This window comes from Rossellomorea sp. RS05, from assembly GCF_039822645.1.
GTDB classification, from domain to species: Bacteria; Bacillota; Bacilli; order Bacillales; family Bacillaceae_B; genus Rossellomorea; species Rossellomorea marisflavi_B.
The window spans coordinates 291,402-310,106 of record NZ_JBDKWY010000001.1 but is presented as its reverse complement, the minus strand read 5'-3'; the positions used below and the strand labels follow the sequence as shown (position 1 = coordinate 310,106).

Sequence of the window (18,705 nt, the reverse complement as noted above, 5' to 3'; positions counted from 1 at the left end):
CCATTTAAACATAGAAAAGCGAAGGCGGGTCGTTCTGAGGCGACAAGCATAAGACGGGCTTAGCGGAAAGGCGTTCTTGGCCTTTTTGATCAGCACGGCTTATGACCTCGAGCCTCAACCCGCCGGAGCTGGACATGATAGAAAAGCGAAGGCGGGTCGTTCTGAAGCGACAAGCATAAGACAAGACACACGGAAAGGCGTTCTTTGCCTTCTGAATCAGCACGGCTTATGAACTCGACCCCCAACCCGCCAACAAAGCTTCATCTAAAAATACAAGAGTTCCAACCTTTCCGACTCCACCAAAAATAAAACCCACCGAAAGGCGTCCCTGGCCTTCTTGATGGGTTTTAACTCAGGATCATTAAAACCATGATCAACCGTAATACAGAATGATCTGGTACACAATAAATGCCGTGATCAGAACCGTGGCGATCGCAATCGTCACAAATACCGGGTTCAGCAGAATTGGATGTGCCTTTACTGATTCTTGGACATCAGAATCAAATCCGTTGTCCTTCCCCGATTTCGTCTGCCCCGTCACCCTGAACGTATAGTAAAGAGCGTAACCAGCAAGCCCCACACATAAAAAAGACAAAACCCAAACATAAACACTCACCGAAAGCCCCCCTTTCATCATCTTCCCATAACTTCCCCAGAAAAAAGAATGGGTATACAAGAAAAGCGGAAGGGGCTCGCCCTGAGGCGACAAGCATAAGACAAGAAAACCGGAAAGGCGTCCTGTGCCTTTTTGGGGTTCTTGGCTTATAACCTCGAGCCTCAAGCCCCTGGAGCTGGACATGAAGAAAAGCACAAGGGGATTAAAAAGGAAAAAGCTCCCGGTCAACGACCGGGAGCGGATGATTCTTCTAATGGATCAATAAAGCAGGCTGTCTTCTTCAAAAAGAAACTCGTAGGATAAGTCCATGAATAGATAATGTTCATTACCGAGAGGAAAGGAAAACGTCCTGATGGATTCGCCGGAATCGATATCAGAATACATATCGGAGAGAAGTCCTTTTTTATCCATCCTCATCCGGATGATATTCTCGAGAAAGTAAGGACGCCAGCTCCAGTTTTTCCCGATATAGGAAGGGTCCTTCGCCCAGGTGCCTGACACCTTCAAGACGTTGCTGCTCACTTGGAATCCTACTTCGTTGCAAATATAAAGACGGAAGGCTTTGTCGGAAAAATGGTTAGCCAGTTCCATGAGGATGCCGTCGAAATCACCGATTTCTTTCTTAATCCTCAGGAGCTCACTGCCCGTGTCTTTATGTAAAAGATCGGCAAGGTCGTACCCTGCATTGAGGTGCTTGGTTTCGTATCTGATAAAATCACCGTACTTTTGTTTCAGTTTCGGCTTCAGGATATCCGGATCAAGGAAGGTGCTCGACTCCTTGTGAAGGTAGTCCCCTTGATAGAATCGCCCACCGCTTAGCCAGGCGAATTGAAGCTGGTAATTGATCTCGATTCCTTCATATAGCAAGGATGCCCCAATTTTCCTTGCAAGGACTGATAGGCTGTATAAAATGTCCTTGTACACTTTATTACCTGCATCATTTCTTAGCTGATAAAGGTTGACCCTGAGGATATCAGGTGAGAAGAAGGAAAGTTTTTCGAGCTGACCGCCGTTCTCAGCAATATTGTTCATGGAGATTTTGATCCCATAGGTTTTGTAGTAGACGAGCAAATGAACCAATTGTTCAAAATTCCCCGTATAGGCATATTCTGATAGTCCAAGGACAATCCTGTCAAGGGAGAAGCCCCGCTCTTCATATTGCTGAAGGAGCTGCAGGAATGATTCGCCGTGATCAAGCATCAGGAGGCGGGCATCGCGGTGAAGGAAAACGAGTCCCTCCTCTTTTTCATCCAGATATCGTTCGAGTGCAGAGGAAGCAATATGATCGGCAACCTCCACTTTATATTCATCCGGGATTTCATGATCCTCAAAGAAACCTTCGAGACATATTGCAGTCCCGTCCGCCTCAACGAGCCTCCCCCAGACTTCATACCCAGCGATACGATGACCGTCAGCGCTGAAGACCGGCTTAAAGTATGGGATGATTTGTTCTTTGTTGGATAATACGTCCATTGAGTCCATCTCTATCTCCCCCAAAACAATCAGTATATGTATGCATAATTATAACACAGTATTCATTATGATTTGTATCCATTTCCCTCGTCAACTTTGACATCATCCTTCATAGAACGGTTCATCAGGCATGAGCGGGATCTTTACAGTCATAACGTCAAATATCCCGGGGCTTCCATACCCCGGGTACATACTGCATTTTATTGATACTTTTTAAAACGGGAAGGGATTAAGCCATTGGCCCCCATCCATTGTCACACATTCTCCATTAATATAGGCTGCCTGCTCCGAAGAAAGAAAATAGGCTAGCCCTGCAATTTCTTCAGGAGTTCCCAACCTTTTGAGAGGAACGCTGTTCAGCGTCCGTTTGGCTGCTTCTTCCGATTCCCAGAGCTTGTCTGCTCCGCCTGTTCGTTCGATTGGACCCGGTGCGATGGCATTTGTTCTGATGCCATACTTATGTCCCCACTCGACGGCCAGGGTTCTCGTTAATGACAGGACTCCAGCTTTTGCAGCAGCAGAATGGGCAACCCCTGCCCCCGCTCCCCATGCGTAGGTAGCGACGATATTGATGATGGATCCTTTCTTCCCTTCTCCGATCCAATGATTCCCGACCGCATGTGAGCACAGGAAGGTACCATTTAGAACGATATCGATCACCGACTTCCAGCCATTGGCCGACAGTTTTTCAACCGGACAGATGAAATTCCCTGCAGCATTATTGATCAAGACGTCCACCTGACCAAAAGAGCCCAGACAATGAGCAAGCATGGCTTTTACGTGTTCTTCTTCCCTCACGTCCATCTGGAAGATTTCAACGTTCCCTTTCAGTTGTGAGAATTCTTCTTGGACAGCTTCCAAGCGCTCTTTGTTCCTCCCGGTCACCAAGACATCTGCTCCCTCTTCAAGAAACTTATTAGCCATGTATTTCCCCATACCGTTAGATCCACCCGTCACGATTACGACCTGTTTCTCCTCCAACTTGATATCCCCCTCCACATATGAATGAATACTCACTCATTATAGTACCATACTCTCGTCACCCTTTGCATTCACTATCAGATTTTTCAATCACTATAAGGCAAAATAAAAAAGGCTGACGCGTCAGCCTTGATCATATATCCTGATTATTGACGATGGCTTCATGAATCTGTGCCAAAGCCTTGATTATGGTTTTATTCCTTTTGTAACCCTTCACTTCGAACGTGACGTCATGATAAGTTGCAATCACCCGGCCTAGAGATCGAGGAGCTTTAAAGCCGAACACGTATAGCTTTATCGTTCCTTTTTCGGTAGGGAGAAAGAGAACTTCCATTTCTTTTGTCTTTTTCATCGTCCCTCTCCTTTTCAACAAACAGCCTTTATCTGATTGGGGAATGTTCCCTTCCACTAACATAAGACATCAGAAGGCTTCTGTCAAACGCATTGATCCGGAGCCCATTCTATATCAGACATGCTCCCAAGGCATCCTGGGTACATACACTGAAAGGAGTAGAGAGGAGGTTTTCCTATGTATCAAACCTATGCCCCTTACAGAAGCTATCCTTATTATCGAGAATATCAAGGAGATCAACGCTTCTTTCCTTTTTTCGGTCTTCCATTTTTAGCAGGTGGGCTCGCAGGTCTTGCCATCAGCCCATTATTATTCAATCGGCCGCAGTGTTATGGGCCAGGTCCTTGCTATCCCCCTCCGTATCCAGGACCAGGGTATGGACCTTATCCTTATCCACAGGGTCCCGTCCCTTATGGGAACAATATCCAGTCCTCCCCTTATAATTTCACGGAAAACATCAATATTTACCCTCAAAGATAATGCTTGACCCTGGGAGTTTATGACCCCGGGGGAGCTTTTTGGAAGGGACGGGCTATATGCACCACCCCCTTTCCAATCTAAGGAAAATGAGCTATAATAGGTGAGAAATCAATTCTGAAAGGAGATCATCATTTGAACCATTCAAGTAGACAAGCCCCTTCTCCCACATCAACATTAACCCTCTCCCAGGCCATCTTTACCGTGAATCGTCATGCAAAGACAGCCGGCAATCCAAAGTACCTTTACTCTCTGAAAAAACGAGCACTGCTGAAAATGATCAAAGAAGGAAAAGCCAAGAAGGTCGGGTTGCATTTTTCCAACAATCCCCGATTCAGTCAGCAGCAGTCCGATGTCCTGGTCACGTGCGGGGAGTATACCTTCCACATCCCGCCAACCAAGGAAGACTTCAAGGAACTTCCACATCTCGGTTCCCTGGATTCCACTCTCAGGAACCCGCGATGCAAGATGGGACTTCAACAGGCCAAGAGCACTCTTGAACACTACACGGGCATGACAGATCATTCTTCAGGCGGAGATCGGCGTACCTGTTATCAGAAGCCCGTATTCAAAAAGCTGGGGGACAGCTTCTTTTAATCCCTGTAGATTTTAGTGCACTAACGCAAATACTTTGTAAAGGGGATCAGCAGCAGCTGATCCCCTTTATGTATCCTTCTACAAAATATGTTTATCAATGGTTCTGATAAGTTCTGATATTTCAGGCTTGCTGATTTGATCCTCCGCACCCACCTTATGCCCCTTATGCTTAAGATCATTCGTGATGAGGGAAGAGAAGATGATCACCGGCAAATCTTTCAGCCTTTGATCGCTTTTGATCCTCCTCGTCAGGTGATGTCCGTCCATCTGGGGCATTTCGATATCCGTTATGACCAATTGAACCTGATCCGTGACATTCCCGCCCTGGTCAGCAAGGGATTCGAGATAGGCTAGTGCATCCGCTCCATTTTCGAAAAACTCCACATGGCCGTATCCGCCTTCACTCAATGTATCATGAAGGAGCTTCCTCAATAGCGGAGAATCTTCTGCAGCAACAATCTGTTTGTCGCTGCGTTCACGGTGACCGAGCTTCTTCACTTCCTCCACCCTGATTCCCGTCTGAGGATTGATTTCAAGAAGGATGCTCTCAAAGTCGAGAAGAAGGATCATATCCTCCGTCCTTTTGATGACGCCGATGATCGTCGACTGGTCCCCTCCTTGGTACATGGACGTCGGCTTTTCGATATCATTCCAGGAGATCCGGTGAATCTGTGTCACGTTATGCACATGAAAGACCACTTTCTGCTGATTGAATTCTGCCACAATATATTTTGCTTCTGGTGGCGGCACCTCGGTTTTCCCTAGTACTTTGGCCAGGTTGATGAGGGGCAGTACCTCTCCCCTAAGCTGGATGAGACCTTCCACATGAGGGTGGGAATGCGGGACCGGGATGACGGCCGTTGGGAGGATGATCTCCTTCACCTTGATGACATTTATACCAAATTTTCTTTTTTCAATTTCGAATTCTATGATTTCAAGTTCATTCGTCCCACTTTCGAGAAGAATTGATTGTTGATCGTTCATCATGCTCGTCAGTCCAATCTGTTTTCAGAATAAGATAATCTCCTTCCTTATATCGAACAGATCAGGAAAAACTTTAGTTCCATCTCACACCTCATACATTAAAGTTGTCTGTGCACACTATGTATCAAGGAGGTGATCGAATGAATCGTGATGATAAGCATGGTGATATCAGTGCACATATCCAGCCGTTTCAAGGCCCCGCTCCACTTATATCTTTAGGAAAAAACGCAGAAGGCGTCGATGATCCGGATCACTTTACTTTTGTTGAAACCGGGAAAACCGAAGACATGGATGCTTCCAAATAAAAAGGCTGTCTGCATTGAAGCAGACAGCCCTTTCGTATTAAACTCCCCTTTTATTCCCCCACACAAGCGTGTGAAGCTGAGGAAGTACCCGTACATCATTCAACTCCTTTTGCTCACATACAACATCAATCAATCGTTCATAGTCAAGAAGCAGATTGGAAACAAGCCTTGGGGTATCTTCCATCGATACTTCGGGATTTCCGGTCTGGATATAAAACGGTACACCCTCATACCTCCTATGGATCCCCTTTGCATATTCAAGGTCTTTCTCATCGAATACCACGACTTTCAGGCTGAAGTTGGAGCCGTTCTCTTTTAGGCGGGAGACAATGAGATCCAATCGATCATAATCCGTTTCCATTGTGGAGCTTGGTGGTTTGGGTGAAATCGTCAGATCATTGATATCATAGAACCAATCTTGCCAGCGGCTGCCCTGGGTTTCGAGGGCAGAGCCGATTCCATTGGCTTTCAGAATCTCCAGAAGATCACCGATTTGAGGCAATAGCGCTGGATTCCCACCGGAAATGGTCACATGGGAGAAGCGGTCCCCTCCGATTTCCTTCAGCTTGTCCCACACTTCTGTTGCCGCCATCAACCTGATATCATCCTTGGCTGACCCGTCCCAGGTGAAGGCGGAGTCACACCATGCACAGCTGTAATCACAGCCGGCGGTACGGACGAACATCGTCTTCTGGCCGATCATCATTCCTTCACCCTGAATGGTGGGACCGAATACTTCAAGGACAGGGATCTTCCTCATGACCGTCCCCCCTTAGGCCGATAGATGCAGTAGCTCGTCGGGGTTTCACGTAGAAATACTTGAAGGCATTTCGGAGAGTGGGGAAGTGTATCCAAGTGTTCCTGGATAATGTCATACATTACCTTGGCCATGACTTCCGTCGTCGGAAATTTGAGGTCCCCTTGAAACCTCTCGTCATCATTGATGACCGTGTGATCGAAGCGCTTATGGATCAGCTTTTTAATCTGCTGGAAGTTGACAAGGAAACCTGTTTCATCAAGGGCGTCACCGGCAATCGTAATATTGGCGAAATACGTGTGACCATGCATTTCACTGCAGCTTCCTGCAGACTCGGCCGGAATATAGTGAGCGGCAGCAAAGTGCATATCTTTGTTCAATTCGTATTCATACGGATGATTCGGGACAGGGTAGATTTGCTGGATCATTCGGTATCACCCCCTGCTCTTCTCTCAAGGTATTGATCGAGACCCCTTTGTCGGAGTTCGCATGCCGGGCATTCCCCGCAGCCTGCTCCCTTGATGCCGTTATAGCAAGTAAGGGTCTTTTCCTGTACATACTCGAAGGCACCAAGCTGATCGGCAAGCTCCCACGTTTCAGCCTTGTCGATCCACATGAGCGGCGTATGGATCACAAATTCGTCATCCATGGACAGGTTCAACGTTACGTTAAGGGATTTCACGAATACATCGCGGCAATCCGGATATCCACTGAAGTCTGTTTCACATACGCCCGTCACGATGTGCTTTGCTCCGATTTGCTTGGCAAGCACTCCAGCGAATGAAAGAAACATCAGATTCCGGCCTGGAACAAATGTGGATGGCAGCTCGCCATCCTTCTGTACGATGTCCTCATCCCTCGTCAGGGCGCTCGGTGCCAGTTGATTCAAGAGGCTCATGTCGAGAACCTGGTGCGGGATATCAAGCTCCTGCGCAATCTCCCTTGCACAATCAAGTTCGGCTACGTGGCGCTGGCCGTAGTTGAATGTAACGGCCTCCACCTCTTTGAAATTCTTTTTTGCCCAGAACAGGCAGGTTGTACTATCTTGACCGCCGCTGAACACGACGACTGCTTTATCATTTTTCATACTAGATTCTCCTCTCTTTTCTAACGGCAGATGCCCCGAAAAGAAGAAAAAAGATTCCTAATCATGCTCTATAATACCGGCTTCCTTCGCCTAAACAAAAAAACAACGACACCTAAGGATGCCGTTTTCCTTAGTTTTTTATAGAGGGTTGTGCTAGAACCTCTCGGGTACGTCCCAATTTTTCTTCTTTTATCCTAGAATAATATAACGCTTTTTGAGGAAAAAATCCAGTGATTTCCCCGAAATTCACTTCAATCGGAGAAACCGCCGTTTCCTGTTGCGTTTTTTCGAGGAGACACGAAGCCAACCCACTTTAAGGAATAGACCGAACATGATGATGGCAATCATACCCATCACCCCAAGAACAATGAAGTATCCATATGGACTTTGAAGTTCCGGCATGTTGACGAAATTCATCCCATATAAACCGGCAATGAACGTAAGCGGCATGAAGATCGTGGTGATCACGGTCAGGGTCATCATGATGTTATTCATCTTATCGGAATTGATTGAAAGGTAATTATCACGGATATCCGATGAAAATTCACGATACGATTCAAGCATTTCCACAAGCTTCATCAAATGATCATACACATCATTGAAGTAGAGCTTTTCCTCTTTCAGGGCGTTCAGACGTCCGGAATTGATGATTCGGTATAGTAGATCCCTCATCGGAATAAGTGTCCTCCTCAGTTTTGACATCTCATGGCGGATGTCAAAAAGCTGGTCCATCAGATCACTGTCCGAGTCCTGATTGGTATTGTCTTCGATGATATTCAAACGGTCCTCGATGGCATAAACAAGTGGAAAATAGTCATCTACAAGCTGATCTGCAATTCCATGCATCACCTTGAACGGACTCCAATCGTCCCTTTCTTCTTCCACCTGGCTCCAAATGCGGTCCAGTTCCTTTGTCCGTCCTTTATGGAATGTGACGATAAAGCTTGAATTGACAAACATATTCACTTCACTTGCTGCATGGGTTTCATGATCGATGGTATGCAGTAATACGAATATGTATCGTTCATAGAAATCCAGCTTCGGCCGCTGACTGAAATCGTCGAGGCAGTCTTCTATGGCGAGCGGGTGAAACCGGAAATAAAGCTTGAGTATACGGATTTCCTTTTCAGTGGGAGCCGAAAAGTCCACCCAATACCATTTCACATACGGATCTTTTATCATGGACAGGGAGGCATCTTTTACGATTTCCCCATTTTTCAATATCACACTGGTCCGAATCATCTCGTTCTCCTTACCCTCCACATGGGCCGCCAACCGAAACCATGCTGAGCCTTCTTTATAGGTTCATCTTTCCCTCGGAACGTGCATCCGAAACTTGCGGGCGTTACTGATATACTGTACCAAAACCATTCTCATCTTTAAATAGGGGGATCCTTAGTGATACACTAATAGATAAAAATAAACAAAGCAGGTGTGCAGTTTGGAAGAGAAAATGAATCCTAGAGTATTGGAATTGCAACTATCAGGCATCCGGCGTTTCTTCAACATGGTGGCAGGCACCGAAGGCATGATTTCCCTGACGATCGGACAACCCGATTTCCCCACCCCTCTCCACGTGAAAGACGCCGGGAAGCGGGCAATCGATGAAAACTTCACTTCATATACCCATAATGCAGGGATGGTCGAGCTGAGAAAGGCCGCTTCCGACTTCATGAAAGAAAAATATCGTCTGGACTACGATGAAGATGAGGTCATCATCACTTCAGGGGCTTCTCAGGGTATTGATGTCACGCTCAGGTCGATCCTCGTCGAAGGCGATGAATGCATCCTGCCTGGGCCCGTTTACCCCGGGTATGAGCCCATCATTAAACTGTCTGGAGCCAAACCGATCCATATCGATACAACATCAAACGGCTTTAAGCTGGATGCTTCCCTTTTGAAGACCGCCATCACATCAAAAACGAAATGCATCATCCTCCCCTACCCGTCCAATCCCACAGGCGTCAGCCTGACAGCAGAGGAGCTGGAAGAGATTGCCGAATTGGTCCGAGGGCGAGGGATTTTCGTGGTAGCAGATGAGATCTACAGTGAGCTCACCTTCGATCGCAGCCATCGTTCCATCGCAGAATTCCTCCGTGATCAGACCATTGTCATCAACGGTCTCTCGAAGTCACATAGTATGACAGGCTGGCGTATCGGTATGGTCATGGCCCCAAAAGCGATCAGTCAGCATCTATTGAAGGTGCATCAATATAATGTATCCTGCGCCACCTCCGTATCCCAGAAAGCGGCCCTCGCAGCCTTGACTAAGGGGAAAGATGATGCCATCCCCATGAAGGATGCCTACCGCAAAAGACGTGAATATGTATATGAGCGCCTCGTGGGGATGGGCTTCCGGAATGTGATCAAGCCTGACGGAGCTTTCTATTATTTCGTGGAGATCCCTGAAAGATTCAACGGTGATTCCTTTGCATTCTGCTTGGAGCTTGTACAGAAGGAGAAAGTCGCCGTCGTACCAGGAGAGGCATTCTCGGTCATGGGAGAAGGCTATTTCAGGTTGTCTTACGCCTGTTCAATGGAAGAACTCGAAGAAGGGTTGGATCGCATGGAAAACTTCCTTGCATCCTTTTAAGAAAAGAGAAAGGCCTACGCTTTGAGAAGCGAAGGCCTTTCTTTATTTATGCAAAAAAAAGGAACCAGTTCTCGACTGGTTCAAAAAAAGGAAAAGGGGGTGTTAGTGAGAAATTAATCTCCAATTTCATGCTTACTCTAATTCTACCCAGATATCATAAATGTAAACCCGCATTTTAAAAAAATAAATATTTTTTCGGATTCTCTCCTTTTGCATTGGCTCTCATAGTAAAAACCTATAAAAGGTCTATGAAAAAGCGCTTTCATAAAGTATAATACTATAATGATAACGAAGCGAGGGGGACTGTCGGATGTATGTAAAAAAGCAATATGTCTTCCGTCATGGCAATCCGGTACTTGTGACGATACGAAACTACAGGGAAGAAGACTTTGACTCTTTGATCTCGATCCAACAGCGGGCGTTCCCACCTCCATTCCCCCCGGAATTATGGTGGAATAAAGATCAGCTGCACCAGCATGTTGACCGTTTCCCTCTGGGAGCCATCTGTGTAGAGATGGATGGCCTCGTGGTAGGCAGCATGACCAGCCTGATTGTCTCTTACTCCCCGGAAGATCCGGATCATACATGGGATGACATCACAGATGAAGGATATATCACCAATCATTCGGATGACGGGAATACGTTGTATGTGGTTGATTTGTGCATCGACCCGGCCTACAGAGGCTTGAAGCTCGGGAAATGGATGATGGATGCACTCTATGAAATTGTCGTCCATCTGCGCCTTGAGCGCCTTCTCGGCGGTGGACGCATACCGACCTTTCATTCATATCGCGACCGCTACACAGTGGATGAATATGTGGAGAAACTAGCCAGGGGAGAACACAAAGACCCAGTCATCACCTTTCTCCTCCAGTGCGGACGGATGCCTGTGCGAGTCATAAAAGATTATCTCGAAGATGAAGAATCCTGCCATTACGGCATTCTGATGGAGTGGAGAAATCCGTTTTCAAACATAAAAAAGGATTGAAGGAATCGCGTCCTTCAATCCAATAAAAAGGGGGAAATGAGAATGAAAAGGCTCTTGGGGAACCTGTTCGATACTTCTCTTTACCCTTTCCCCCTGTTTTGAAACCTTATTCCATTGATGTTGCTTTTTTAACGACTTCTTGAACAGCATCATTCGTATCAAGTGTCAATACATGTTCAGCCATTTCCTTCATTTCGGCTTTGCTCAGGTTTGAGATCTGAGAGCGGGCACGAAGGATTGACGTGGCACTCATGGAGAACTCATCCAGACCAAGTCCAAGAAGGATCGGCACGGCGATTTCGTCTCCAGCCATTTCTCCACACATTCCAGCCCATTTCCCTTCTTTGTGAGCCGCATCGATGACCATCTTCACAAGGCGAAGGATCGCCGGATTATACGGCTGGTACAGATAGGAAACGCGTTCATTCATGCGGTCGGCCGCCATTGTGTATTGAATCAAATCATTTGTTCCAATCGAGAAGAAGTCCACTTCTTTAGCGAACACATCAGCCATGACCGCTGTAGAAGGAATTTCGACCATGATTCCTACTTCGATATGATCCGAAACTTCTACTCCGTTTTCAAGAAGGGCCTTTTTCTCCTCTTCAAGAACGGCTTTGGCAGCACGGAACTCATCAAGATTTGAAATCATAGGGAACATGATTTTGAGATTACCGAAGGTGCTTGCTTTAAGCAGTGCACGCAATTGTGTACGGAAGATGTCTTGTTCATCAAGGCACAGGCGGATTGCACGATAGCCGAGGAATGGATTCATTTCTTTAGGCAGATTCAAGTATGGAAGCTCTTTATCTCCGCCGATGTCCAGCGTACGCACAACAACAGGTTTTCCTTCCATGCCTTCAAGGACGGCTTTATAAGCTTTGAATTGCTCTTCCTCTGTTGGAAGCTCATCGCGGCCCATGTAAAGGAATTCGGTCCTGTACAGACCCACACCTTCACCGCCATTATTTTTCACACCTTCAAGGTCATTCGGAGTACCGATATTTGCCGCCAGCTCGACATGTTCACCGTCTTTTGAAACAGTCGGTTCATTGACGAGTTTAGCCCATTCGGCTTTTTGCTCCTCATAGCGGGCATGTTCTTCTTTGTACTGAGCCACTACTTCAGGAGTCGGATTGATATGTACTTCTCCATTCAATCCATCCACGATGATGAGATCACCGTTTTCCACTGATGAGGTAACCGTTTTCGTACCAACCACTGCCGGGATTTCCATGGAACGAGCCATGATGGCTGAGTGGGAAGTACGACCACCGATATCAGTGGTGAACCCTTTGACGTATTGACGGTTCAGCTGAGCAGTATCAGAAGGGGTCAAATCTTCTGCGATGACAATCACTTCTTCTGTCACCATGCTTGGATTCGAAATTTGCACGCCAAGTAGATGTGACAGGACACGTTTGGTCACGTCACGGATATCGGCCGCACGTTCTTTCATGTATTCGTTATCCATGGATTCAAACATGGTCACGAACATATCCGCTGTTTCCTTAAGGGCAAATTCAGCGTTTACATTTTCAGATTTCACTTTGTCTTCAATCGGTGTCAGTAGCTCTGGGTCACTAAGAACAAGCAGGTGCGCTTCAAAGATCTGGGCTTTGTCTTCTCCAAGATCCTCCCGTGCTTTATCACGGATAGCTTCAAGTTCGGTTTTTGATGTGGAAATAGCATCCTGAAAACGGGATACCTCTGCCTCGACATTATCAACCGCTTTCTTTTCGAAGCTGAGATCAGGCTCGACCAGGCGGTATGCTTTTGCAATGGCAATCCCGTTGGATGCTGCAATTCCGTTAAGAAGGCTGGACATTACTCAGCAAGACCTTCTTTAGTAAGTGTTTCTTCAAGGCTGTTCAACGCTTCTGCTTCATCGCTACCTTCAGTGATGATTGTGATTTCTGCATCTTTACCGACACCTAGAGACATAACACCCATGATTGATTTCAAGTTTACTTTCTTATCTTTGTATTCAAGATGTACATCGCTATCGAATTTGCTTGCCGTTTGAACCAATAGAGTTGCCGGGCGAGCGTGGATCCCTGTCTCAGCTGTTACTGTGAATGTTTTTTGTGCCATGTGAATCGACTCCTTAATCATATCTGTTTTAGGTTTGATCTATAAAAAGAGTCGGAATGATGATGAAAACGGTTAGCATTTTCTACATTAATCCTTTCTTCCTATAAACCTGTTCAAAAAAAAATAATAGCACGCAATGAGGAGATACACAATTATAAAATCCTGTTTTTTTAGTATTTCTTACATTCAGGGTCAATATGTTCCTTATTATGTTAGAAACTTCAATAATTTTACTTTGTGTATTCCGTTTGTTTCCTTCCTATCATATTGTATCCAATCTTTGCTTTGGCAACCGTCCCTTTTAAGATCCGTTCGGGGTCGCTCTGTTCATCCGCAATGACTGTCACCAGATCACAAATGCATCTTGAATAGACTTCTGCGACTTTCTTCCAATCTTTATCATCCGTAGCGCCACCATCCTTCACAAGCTCTTCCATTCCCTCTAGCACGAGGCTCTTCACCCTCAACGCAAGTTCTGCTTCCCTTTTCATGCTCAACATCCCCTTTTAAGAATTTTGAACCTGATCCAGCTTATTCGGGATCCTGCATCTTCATACAGGATCCCGGGTTCTTACGCTTCTTTTTCTTCAAACAGATTCATGAGGGAGGATGTATGGATCTCCATCCTATGGACAAAGAAATCACCGCCTTCTGGTGGGACTCCTCCCCTGCCGTACCTTACCTGCTCATAAATGGTGAAGAATCGTTCTTCATCCTGCAGGCCAAGCCTCCTGAACCACCCACGCAAGTCCTCATCGGTTTTTCTTCCTGCATTCTTTGAGTGGGCAAAGCGTTCGAATTCTGTCACCGATTCACGGATCCGGTCATCCGCTTGACTGTAGTCGTAATCAGAGCTCAGGTGGCCTTCCACCGGTTTATCAGGATAGGTTTGGACAGAGAACCCCTTCCTTTCCCGTAGGGAGGCGGACGTTCCCCTCCTTTTCATGTAGAAGTACAAAATGATGAGGACGACAGCGATGATACCCGACACCAGCACCAGCCAATCAAGTGACATCCCCTGCGAAATCGGAAGCGGCTCTTCAGCCTCGACCTGCCCTTTTTCGATTGACCCTTCCCCACCATCTCCATACATTTGATTAAACAGGGAAGACGCCACATCCCTCAAATACTCGATGGCATTATAGATGGGATCGACGGCGAAGGAGAATACCCAGAAGATTTTCGAAAACACCCAGTATATCCCTTGCATGAGGACATAGCTCACCATTCCAAGGACCGTTGCCACCCCTGCAATGGCACCCATAAGCGTCAGGGGGACATAATAAGGACGTTTCCCTGACGCATGGGTCATCATCCGCTGAATGGGCGTCACACTGACAGTCAACAACAGGTACAGGAAGATCGAGACAATGACCGGTGTACCGTTCTCCATCCCCCTCATGGGACTCGTCATCATTGACGCTGCGGCAATGGCAAGGAAGATCACCCATGCACCGCTGCTGATTTCAATGTTGGATTCCATGTCCTGTAGGTGGGCATTCATTCTCCAGTAAAGGAACACGAAGGCACCTGCCACGAAGACCAGATTGACCGTGAAAAAGAATACGCCAACCATTAGAATCAGTGCGAACATTCCGTAAAGCGGAAGCGGGTTAACTTTACCCGTGCGTCCAATCATGACTGACCACGCAGATAACGCAATGAAGGATAGCAGCAACAGAGGCAGATAGTCCATAAGAAGAGGATCACTTGGTGCAAAGAAGGTCAAAAGCACAAATGCAAAAAGCGTTTCCACTCCCGCAAAGAAGCAAAGCTTCATGGTCAGGAGCTTTTGGTAATCGGTTGACGCGGAACGGATTTCATATTCCACCGTGACGCCACCCCCTGTTCATTCAATGTAGTAAGCTCAAGGATTTGTGTCCCCCCTGAGGCAATCTGTGTCAGTACACGCTCGATTTCCTGATTCAGCTCTCCGGCAAGAAGGATGACGGGCGGAACCCACTGCCTGCTCCGCATATGCTGAAGGACGAGCTCGAATGGCATGGTGAAGTCATCCGTCGACAGGGTGGATAGTAGTTCCAGCCCCCTCTGCATATGGGGTTTCCCAGATCCCGCTGGCAGGTGGAAGTACGGTGTGGCACCCGGTCCCCTCGTATTGATCACCATGGAGAATGGGATATCCCCTTTTACTGCCAGCTGCATCATGTAGGCAGCTTGGCTTACGATCGACTCCAGCCGGCCCGTGATCGCATAACGGTCGGACAAGTTGATGGCGATCAGCCACTCTTTTTGCGTGGAGGGTGCAAACTGTTTTGTCTGCAGATCCCCGGTCCTCGCTGAAGCTTTCCAGTGGATGTCCTGAAACCTATCCCCTGCTACATACCCCCTCGTACCAACGATTTGAAATGGATCGCTGTACAGGGAATGAGGGGTAAACACATCTCCAAAACGCATCGATATGGGGTGATCCTCCACCACGACAGGAGTAGCATGTGGAAACACCATCAATGTCGAAGGAATCGGATCCATCAGCTGGAGCACAGTCCTCCCGCTCCCGAACAGATGGGGAATATGGAGCTCCATGGAGGTGATCCGGCAGAGTCCCCTCCTTTTCCCAATTACAGGGATGGTGACCTCCACCCGCTCCCCTTTTCCTGCAGAGAACGGAATCGCGACTTCCACCACTCCGGACGATACGTCATATCGCAGCTGTTTGGAGGCGGGTTCTACGATATCCTTGAATTTCAGCTTCAATGAGGCACCCCATACCGGGAGCCCGTCGTTACGGAAGCCTAGCGTCCACTCACCTCCCTCTCCTTCATGCATCCGTACCTTTTTAGGTGTCGAATCAAGCTTCACACCCTCGCCCGCTCTTAAAAGGAACCAGCGGTGGACGCGCACGTAGACGATGCATAAGAGAAGTACCCCGGAAGCGATGTACGATTGTACAAATAAGCTTCCGGCCAGCATGATGACAAGAAGCATCGTGCTCATATTCAGATATGGATCTTCCCCGATATCCCGTTTCCACCTCATCCCCCCTACCTCGCTTCTACCGGTACCATGACACGCTCAAGAACCTGCCGCATCACTTCCCCGGTCGTCTTTGTCATGGAAGCTTCCAAAGTGAGGGAAATCCTGTGTTCAAGTACATAAGGCGCCGTCAGCTCGACATCATGAGGGGTCACATAGTCACGACCGTTGATGAAGGCATATCCTTGAGAGGCCTTCAATAAGGCAAGACTGGCCCTTGGACTCGCCCCCACTTCGATCGACTCATGCTCACGTGTCGCCCTTGTGATTTTGAGTATGTAGGTTTCTATATCAGCAGACACATGGGTTTCTTTCACGTCTTCAGACAAACGCTGGATCGTCGGTAGGTCCAGGACCGCCGTGGTGGCGTCTTTTGCAAGTGGACGCTTGAATCGCCCTAGGATGCTCCTCTCTTCCTCAAAATCCGGATAACCGAAAGGAATCTTCAGCAAAAATCGATCCAGCTGAGCGGCCGGGAGCGGAAATGTTCCCTGCTGGGACTCAATCGGATTTTGGGTGGCAATGACAATGAACGGCGGTTCCAGTACAATGGTTTCCCCATCGATGGTAAACTGCTTTTCTTCCATTACCTCAAGCAGGCTAGCCTGTGTCCTTGGAGTGGCACGATTCACCTCATCAGCAAGAAGGACATTGGTCAGCACCGGCCCTGTCCTGAGCTCAAACTCCTGAGATTTCGGGTTGAAAAATTGGATTCCCGTCACATCACTCGGCAGTACATCCGGTGTGAACTGGATTCGTTTGAAAGAACCACTGATCGATTGTGCAAAGGTTTTAGCCATGAGTGTCTTCCCTGTCCCCGGAACACTCTCCAGGAGCACATGTCCATCCTGAAGAAGGGCGATCATCAAAAGATCGATTTCTTTTTCCCTTCCTACCAGTACTTTTTCCATTTCTTTTTTTAATTCTTGTAATGAAGACATCCGTCTTCCCCCTTTTCCCTTCTATGAGAATGTCTTTAGCTTATTGATTATACCCCCTTAAGTGTAAAACAGTATACAAATATTAGCAATAATCAAATAATTCTATCCATTAACACTAATAAAATGAGGATGGGACTAAACTAAAAAAGGCCCCTTTAGTGCCGAACACGATCAGCATAGAATCTTAAACCGCTCATGATCTCCGTGCAAGACTTCGCTTTCCTCGGGTAGCCCGTGAGCCTCCTCGGCACGCCTGCGGGGTCTCACATCAGCTACTCTTCCCGCAGGAGTCTTCGTCTTGCACTCCGATCAACCGCTGGAAACGATGAAATTTGAAAGTTCATTAAACAAATTTAAAACCCGAATCATTTGCTTTATCGTAGGCAAATGATTCGGGTTTTACTATGACTAAAACATATTTGTCTCAGCCTCCATTTGTTCAATGTTCATAGATCATCTTTCGCGACATCCCGCCATCGATGATGAGATTCTCTCCGGTTATGAAGTCATTTTCCGGGTCTGAGAGGAAAAGGCAGGCTCTGGCGATATCCTCCGGCTTCCCGACCCTCCCGGCAGGGTGCTGGGCATGATCGATGTCCCTCAGGGACTCATAGTCCTCTGTCGCAATCCACCCTGGACTGATGGAGTTGACGCGGATCCCGTACTCGCTCAGCGTGATGGCCAAGGAATGGGACAGACTGTAAATCCCTCCTTTGGTGGCTGAGTAGGCTTCGGTATCCCGTTCGGACATGAAGGCGCGCGTCGAGGACAGGTTGATGATGCTCCCCCCGTCATCCTTCATCAGTTTGGCCGCCTCCCTGCTGCAATGGAAGACACTTCCAAGGTTTACGGAGAGGATGCGGTCCCACTCACCCGGTTCGAGCTCCCAGAACGACTTGAATTTTGAAACACCCGCATTATTGATCATGACGTCCACTCGCCCGTGATCGGCACCGATCTTCGAAAATGCTCCGGCAACGGCAGTGTGATCTGCTACATCGACTTTATGAAAGCGTGTCTTATGACCTTGTCCATTAAGTTCCTCGGCAAATCCAAGCCCACTTTCGTCTATATCCATGAATTCCACGATCCAGCCTTTTTCAGCGAATGCCTTCACGAGACCACGGCCGATCCCATTAGTCCCTCCTGTGATGCAGATGATTCGTTCCATATCCGTTGCTCCCTTCTGACAGTACATTCTCTACAAGCTTACCCGTTATTCTGTGAAAGAAACGTCGCCTGCGGACGTGCAGGTGGTTTTTAACTTCTGGCTGTCTCCAGATAATGATAAACGGCGTGTCCCCCTTGTGCAGCTATGCCTCGGAAGTGCTTGAAATCCTTTTGTTTCACAAGGACTGATCGAAAGGACAAGAAGTCTTCTTTTTTCACATACACTTCATTTAGTTCCCCACTTCGCAATCCTTCCACTAATCCTTCAATCTCTATGACATCCATGGTAGATCCTC

Annotated in this window: 22 protein-coding genes and 1 riboswitch; of the genes, 5 read left to right on the top strand and 17 right to left on the bottom strand. The window is 47.3% G+C overall.

Going from position 1 to position 18,705, the window contains the following annotated elements; translation table 11 throughout:
• Positions 1 to 373 precede the first annotated feature (373 nt).
• From ABJ225_RS01660 to ABJ225_RS01645, 4 genes are all read right to left on the bottom strand, one after another.
• Complete coding sequence (locus tag ABJ225_RS01660) at positions 374 to 616, bottom strand: hypothetical protein (RefSeq protein ID WP_148985411.1); 243 nt, start codon at positions 614 to 616, stop codon at positions 374 to 376.
• A 258-nt stretch (positions 617 to 874) separates the two neighbouring features.
• Positions 875 to 2,089, bottom strand: a complete 1,215-nt coding sequence (locus tag ABJ225_RS01655) for an EAL-associated domain-containing protein (RefSeq protein ID WP_347318126.1) — start codon at positions 2,087 to 2,089, stop codon at positions 875 to 877.
• A gap of 213 nt (positions 2,090 to 2,302) precedes the next feature.
• On the bottom strand, positions 2,303 to 3,070 hold the full coding sequence (gene fadH / locus ABJ225_RS01650) for a 2,4-dienoyl-CoA reductase (RefSeq protein ID WP_347318124.1): 768 nt from the start codon (positions 3,068 to 3,070) through the stop codon (positions 2,303 to 2,305).
• Positions 3,071 to 3,203: 133 nt separating this feature from the next.
• Positions 3,204 to 3,422, bottom strand: a complete 219-nt coding sequence (locus tag ABJ225_RS01645; protein ID WP_056537606.1) for a hypothetical protein — start codon at positions 3,420 to 3,422, stop codon at positions 3,204 to 3,206.
• A gap of 177 nt (positions 3,423 to 3,599) precedes the next feature.
• Between ABJ225_RS01645 and ABJ225_RS01640 the strand changes: the two genes are divergently transcribed.
• Positions 3,600 to 3,902, top strand: coding sequence for a hypothetical protein (locus ABJ225_RS01640; RefSeq protein ID WP_235563592.1), 303 nt, complete (start codon positions 3,600 to 3,602; stop codon positions 3,900 to 3,902).
• Between the two features lie 132 nt (positions 3,903 to 4,034).
• The gene (locus ABJ225_RS01635; protein ID WP_347318122.1) at positions 4,035 to 4,496 is read left to right on the top strand and encodes a YkyB family protein; all 462 of its coding nucleotides are present in this window, start codon (positions 4,035 to 4,037) and stop codon (positions 4,494 to 4,496) included.
• 78 nt (positions 4,497 to 4,574) lie between these two features.
• Here the strand turns inward: ABJ225_RS01635 and ABJ225_RS01630 are convergent, their stop codons facing one another.
• Positions 4,575 to 5,480 (bottom strand): chemotaxis protein, encoded by a 906-nt coding sequence (locus tag ABJ225_RS01630; protein WP_148985515.1) that lies wholly within the window; start codon positions 5,478 to 5,480, stop codon positions 4,575 to 4,577.
• A gap of 140 nt (positions 5,481 to 5,620) precedes the next feature.
• Between ABJ225_RS01630 and ABJ225_RS01625 the strand changes: the two genes are divergently transcribed.
• Entirely contained in the window at positions 5,621 to 5,785 is a 165-nt protein-coding gene (locus ABJ225_RS01625; RefSeq protein WP_318341099.1) for a hypothetical protein, read from the top strand.
• A gap of 37 nt (positions 5,786 to 5,822) precedes the next feature.
• Here the strand turns inward: ABJ225_RS01625 and queE are convergent, their stop codons facing one another.
• The 4 genes from queE to corA all read right to left on the bottom strand — a co-directional run bounded on the left by queE (position 5,823) and on the right by corA (position 8,871).
• The gene (gene queE / locus ABJ225_RS01620) at positions 5,823 to 6,545 is read right to left on the bottom strand and encodes a 7-carboxy-7-deazaguanine synthase QueE (protein ID WP_347318119.1); all 723 of its coding nucleotides are present in this window, start codon (positions 6,543 to 6,545) and stop codon (positions 5,823 to 5,825) included.
• The gene (gene queD, locus ABJ225_RS01615) at positions 6,542 to 6,970 is read right to left on the bottom strand and encodes a 6-carboxytetrahydropterin synthase QueD (protein WP_056537612.1); all 429 of its coding nucleotides are present in this window, start codon (positions 6,968 to 6,970) and stop codon (positions 6,542 to 6,544) included. The genes queE and queD overlap by 4 nt, the downstream gene beginning before the upstream one ends.
• Entirely contained in the window at positions 6,967 to 7,629 is a 663-nt protein-coding gene (queC, locus tag ABJ225_RS01610; protein WP_347318117.1) for a 7-cyano-7-deazaguanine synthase QueC, read from the bottom strand. Before queC ends, queD begins: the two co-directional genes overlap by 4 nt.
• A gap of 124 nt (positions 7,630 to 7,753) precedes the next feature.
• Positions 7,754 to 7,798: riboswitch (PreQ1 riboswitch) on the bottom strand.
• Between the two features lie 77 nt (positions 7,799 to 7,875).
• Positions 7,876 to 8,871: a magnesium/cobalt transporter CorA gene (corA, locus tag ABJ225_RS01605; protein WP_053427466.1), complete on the bottom strand. Its 996-nt coding sequence runs from the start codon at positions 8,869 to 8,871 to the stop codon at positions 7,876 to 7,878.
• Between the two features lie 199 nt (positions 8,872 to 9,070).
• Between corA and ABJ225_RS01600 the strand changes: the two genes are divergently transcribed.
• Together ABJ225_RS01600 and ABJ225_RS01595 are read left to right on the top strand one after the other, a co-directional pair.
• The gene (locus ABJ225_RS01600; protein WP_056537618.1) at positions 9,071 to 10,222 is read left to right on the top strand and encodes an aminotransferase A; all 1,152 of its coding nucleotides are present in this window, start codon (positions 9,071 to 9,073) and stop codon (positions 10,220 to 10,222) included.
• A gap of 310 nt (positions 10,223 to 10,532) precedes the next feature.
• Complete coding sequence (locus ABJ225_RS01595; RefSeq protein ID WP_347318115.1) at positions 10,533 to 11,210, top strand: GNAT family N-acetyltransferase; 678 nt, start codon at positions 10,533 to 10,535, stop codon at positions 11,208 to 11,210.
• 106 nt (positions 11,211 to 11,316) lie between these two features.
• On the opposite strand, the gene ptsP is transcribed toward ABJ225_RS01595, so the two are convergent.
• From ptsP to ABJ225_RS01555, 8 genes are all read right to left on the bottom strand, one after another.
• Complete coding sequence (gene ptsP / locus ABJ225_RS01590) at positions 11,317 to 13,038, bottom strand: phosphoenolpyruvate--protein phosphotransferase (RefSeq protein ID WP_053427469.1); 1,722 nt, start codon at positions 13,036 to 13,038, stop codon at positions 11,317 to 11,319.
• Positions 13,038 to 13,304, bottom strand: a complete 267-nt coding sequence (locus tag ABJ225_RS01585; protein ID WP_048004236.1) for a phosphocarrier protein HPr — start codon at positions 13,302 to 13,304, stop codon at positions 13,038 to 13,040. Before ABJ225_RS01585 ends, ptsP begins: the two co-directional genes overlap by 1 nt.
• A gap of 230 nt (positions 13,305 to 13,534) precedes the next feature.
• Complete coding sequence (locus tag ABJ225_RS01580; protein WP_079515872.1) at positions 13,535 to 13,795, bottom strand: hypothetical protein; 261 nt, start codon at positions 13,793 to 13,795, stop codon at positions 13,535 to 13,537.
• Positions 13,796 to 13,875: 80 nt separating this feature from the next.
• Positions 13,876 to 15,135 (bottom strand): hypothetical protein, encoded by a 1,260-nt coding sequence (locus tag ABJ225_RS01575; protein ID WP_347318114.1) that lies wholly within the window; start codon positions 15,133 to 15,135, stop codon positions 13,876 to 13,878.
• Positions 15,087 to 16,301, bottom strand: coding sequence for a DUF58 domain-containing protein (locus tag ABJ225_RS01570; RefSeq protein ID WP_347318113.1), 1,215 nt, complete (start codon positions 16,299 to 16,301; stop codon positions 15,087 to 15,089). The genes ABJ225_RS01575 and ABJ225_RS01570 overlap by 49 nt, the downstream gene beginning before the upstream one ends.
• A 5-nt stretch (positions 16,302 to 16,306) precedes the next feature.
• Entirely contained in the window at positions 16,307 to 17,239 is a 933-nt protein-coding gene (locus ABJ225_RS01565) for an AAA family ATPase (RefSeq protein WP_218245794.1), read from the bottom strand.
• A 439-nt stretch (positions 17,240 to 17,678) separates the two neighbouring features.
• Entirely contained in the window at positions 17,679 to 18,410 is a 732-nt protein-coding gene (locus ABJ225_RS01560) for an SDR family NAD(P)-dependent oxidoreductase (protein WP_347318112.1), read from the bottom strand.
• 89 nt (positions 18,411 to 18,499) lie between these two features.
• Entirely contained in the window at positions 18,500 to 18,694 is a 195-nt protein-coding gene (locus ABJ225_RS01555; protein ID WP_218245792.1) for a hypothetical protein, read from the bottom strand.
• Positions 18,695 to 18,705: the final 11 nt, after the last annotated feature.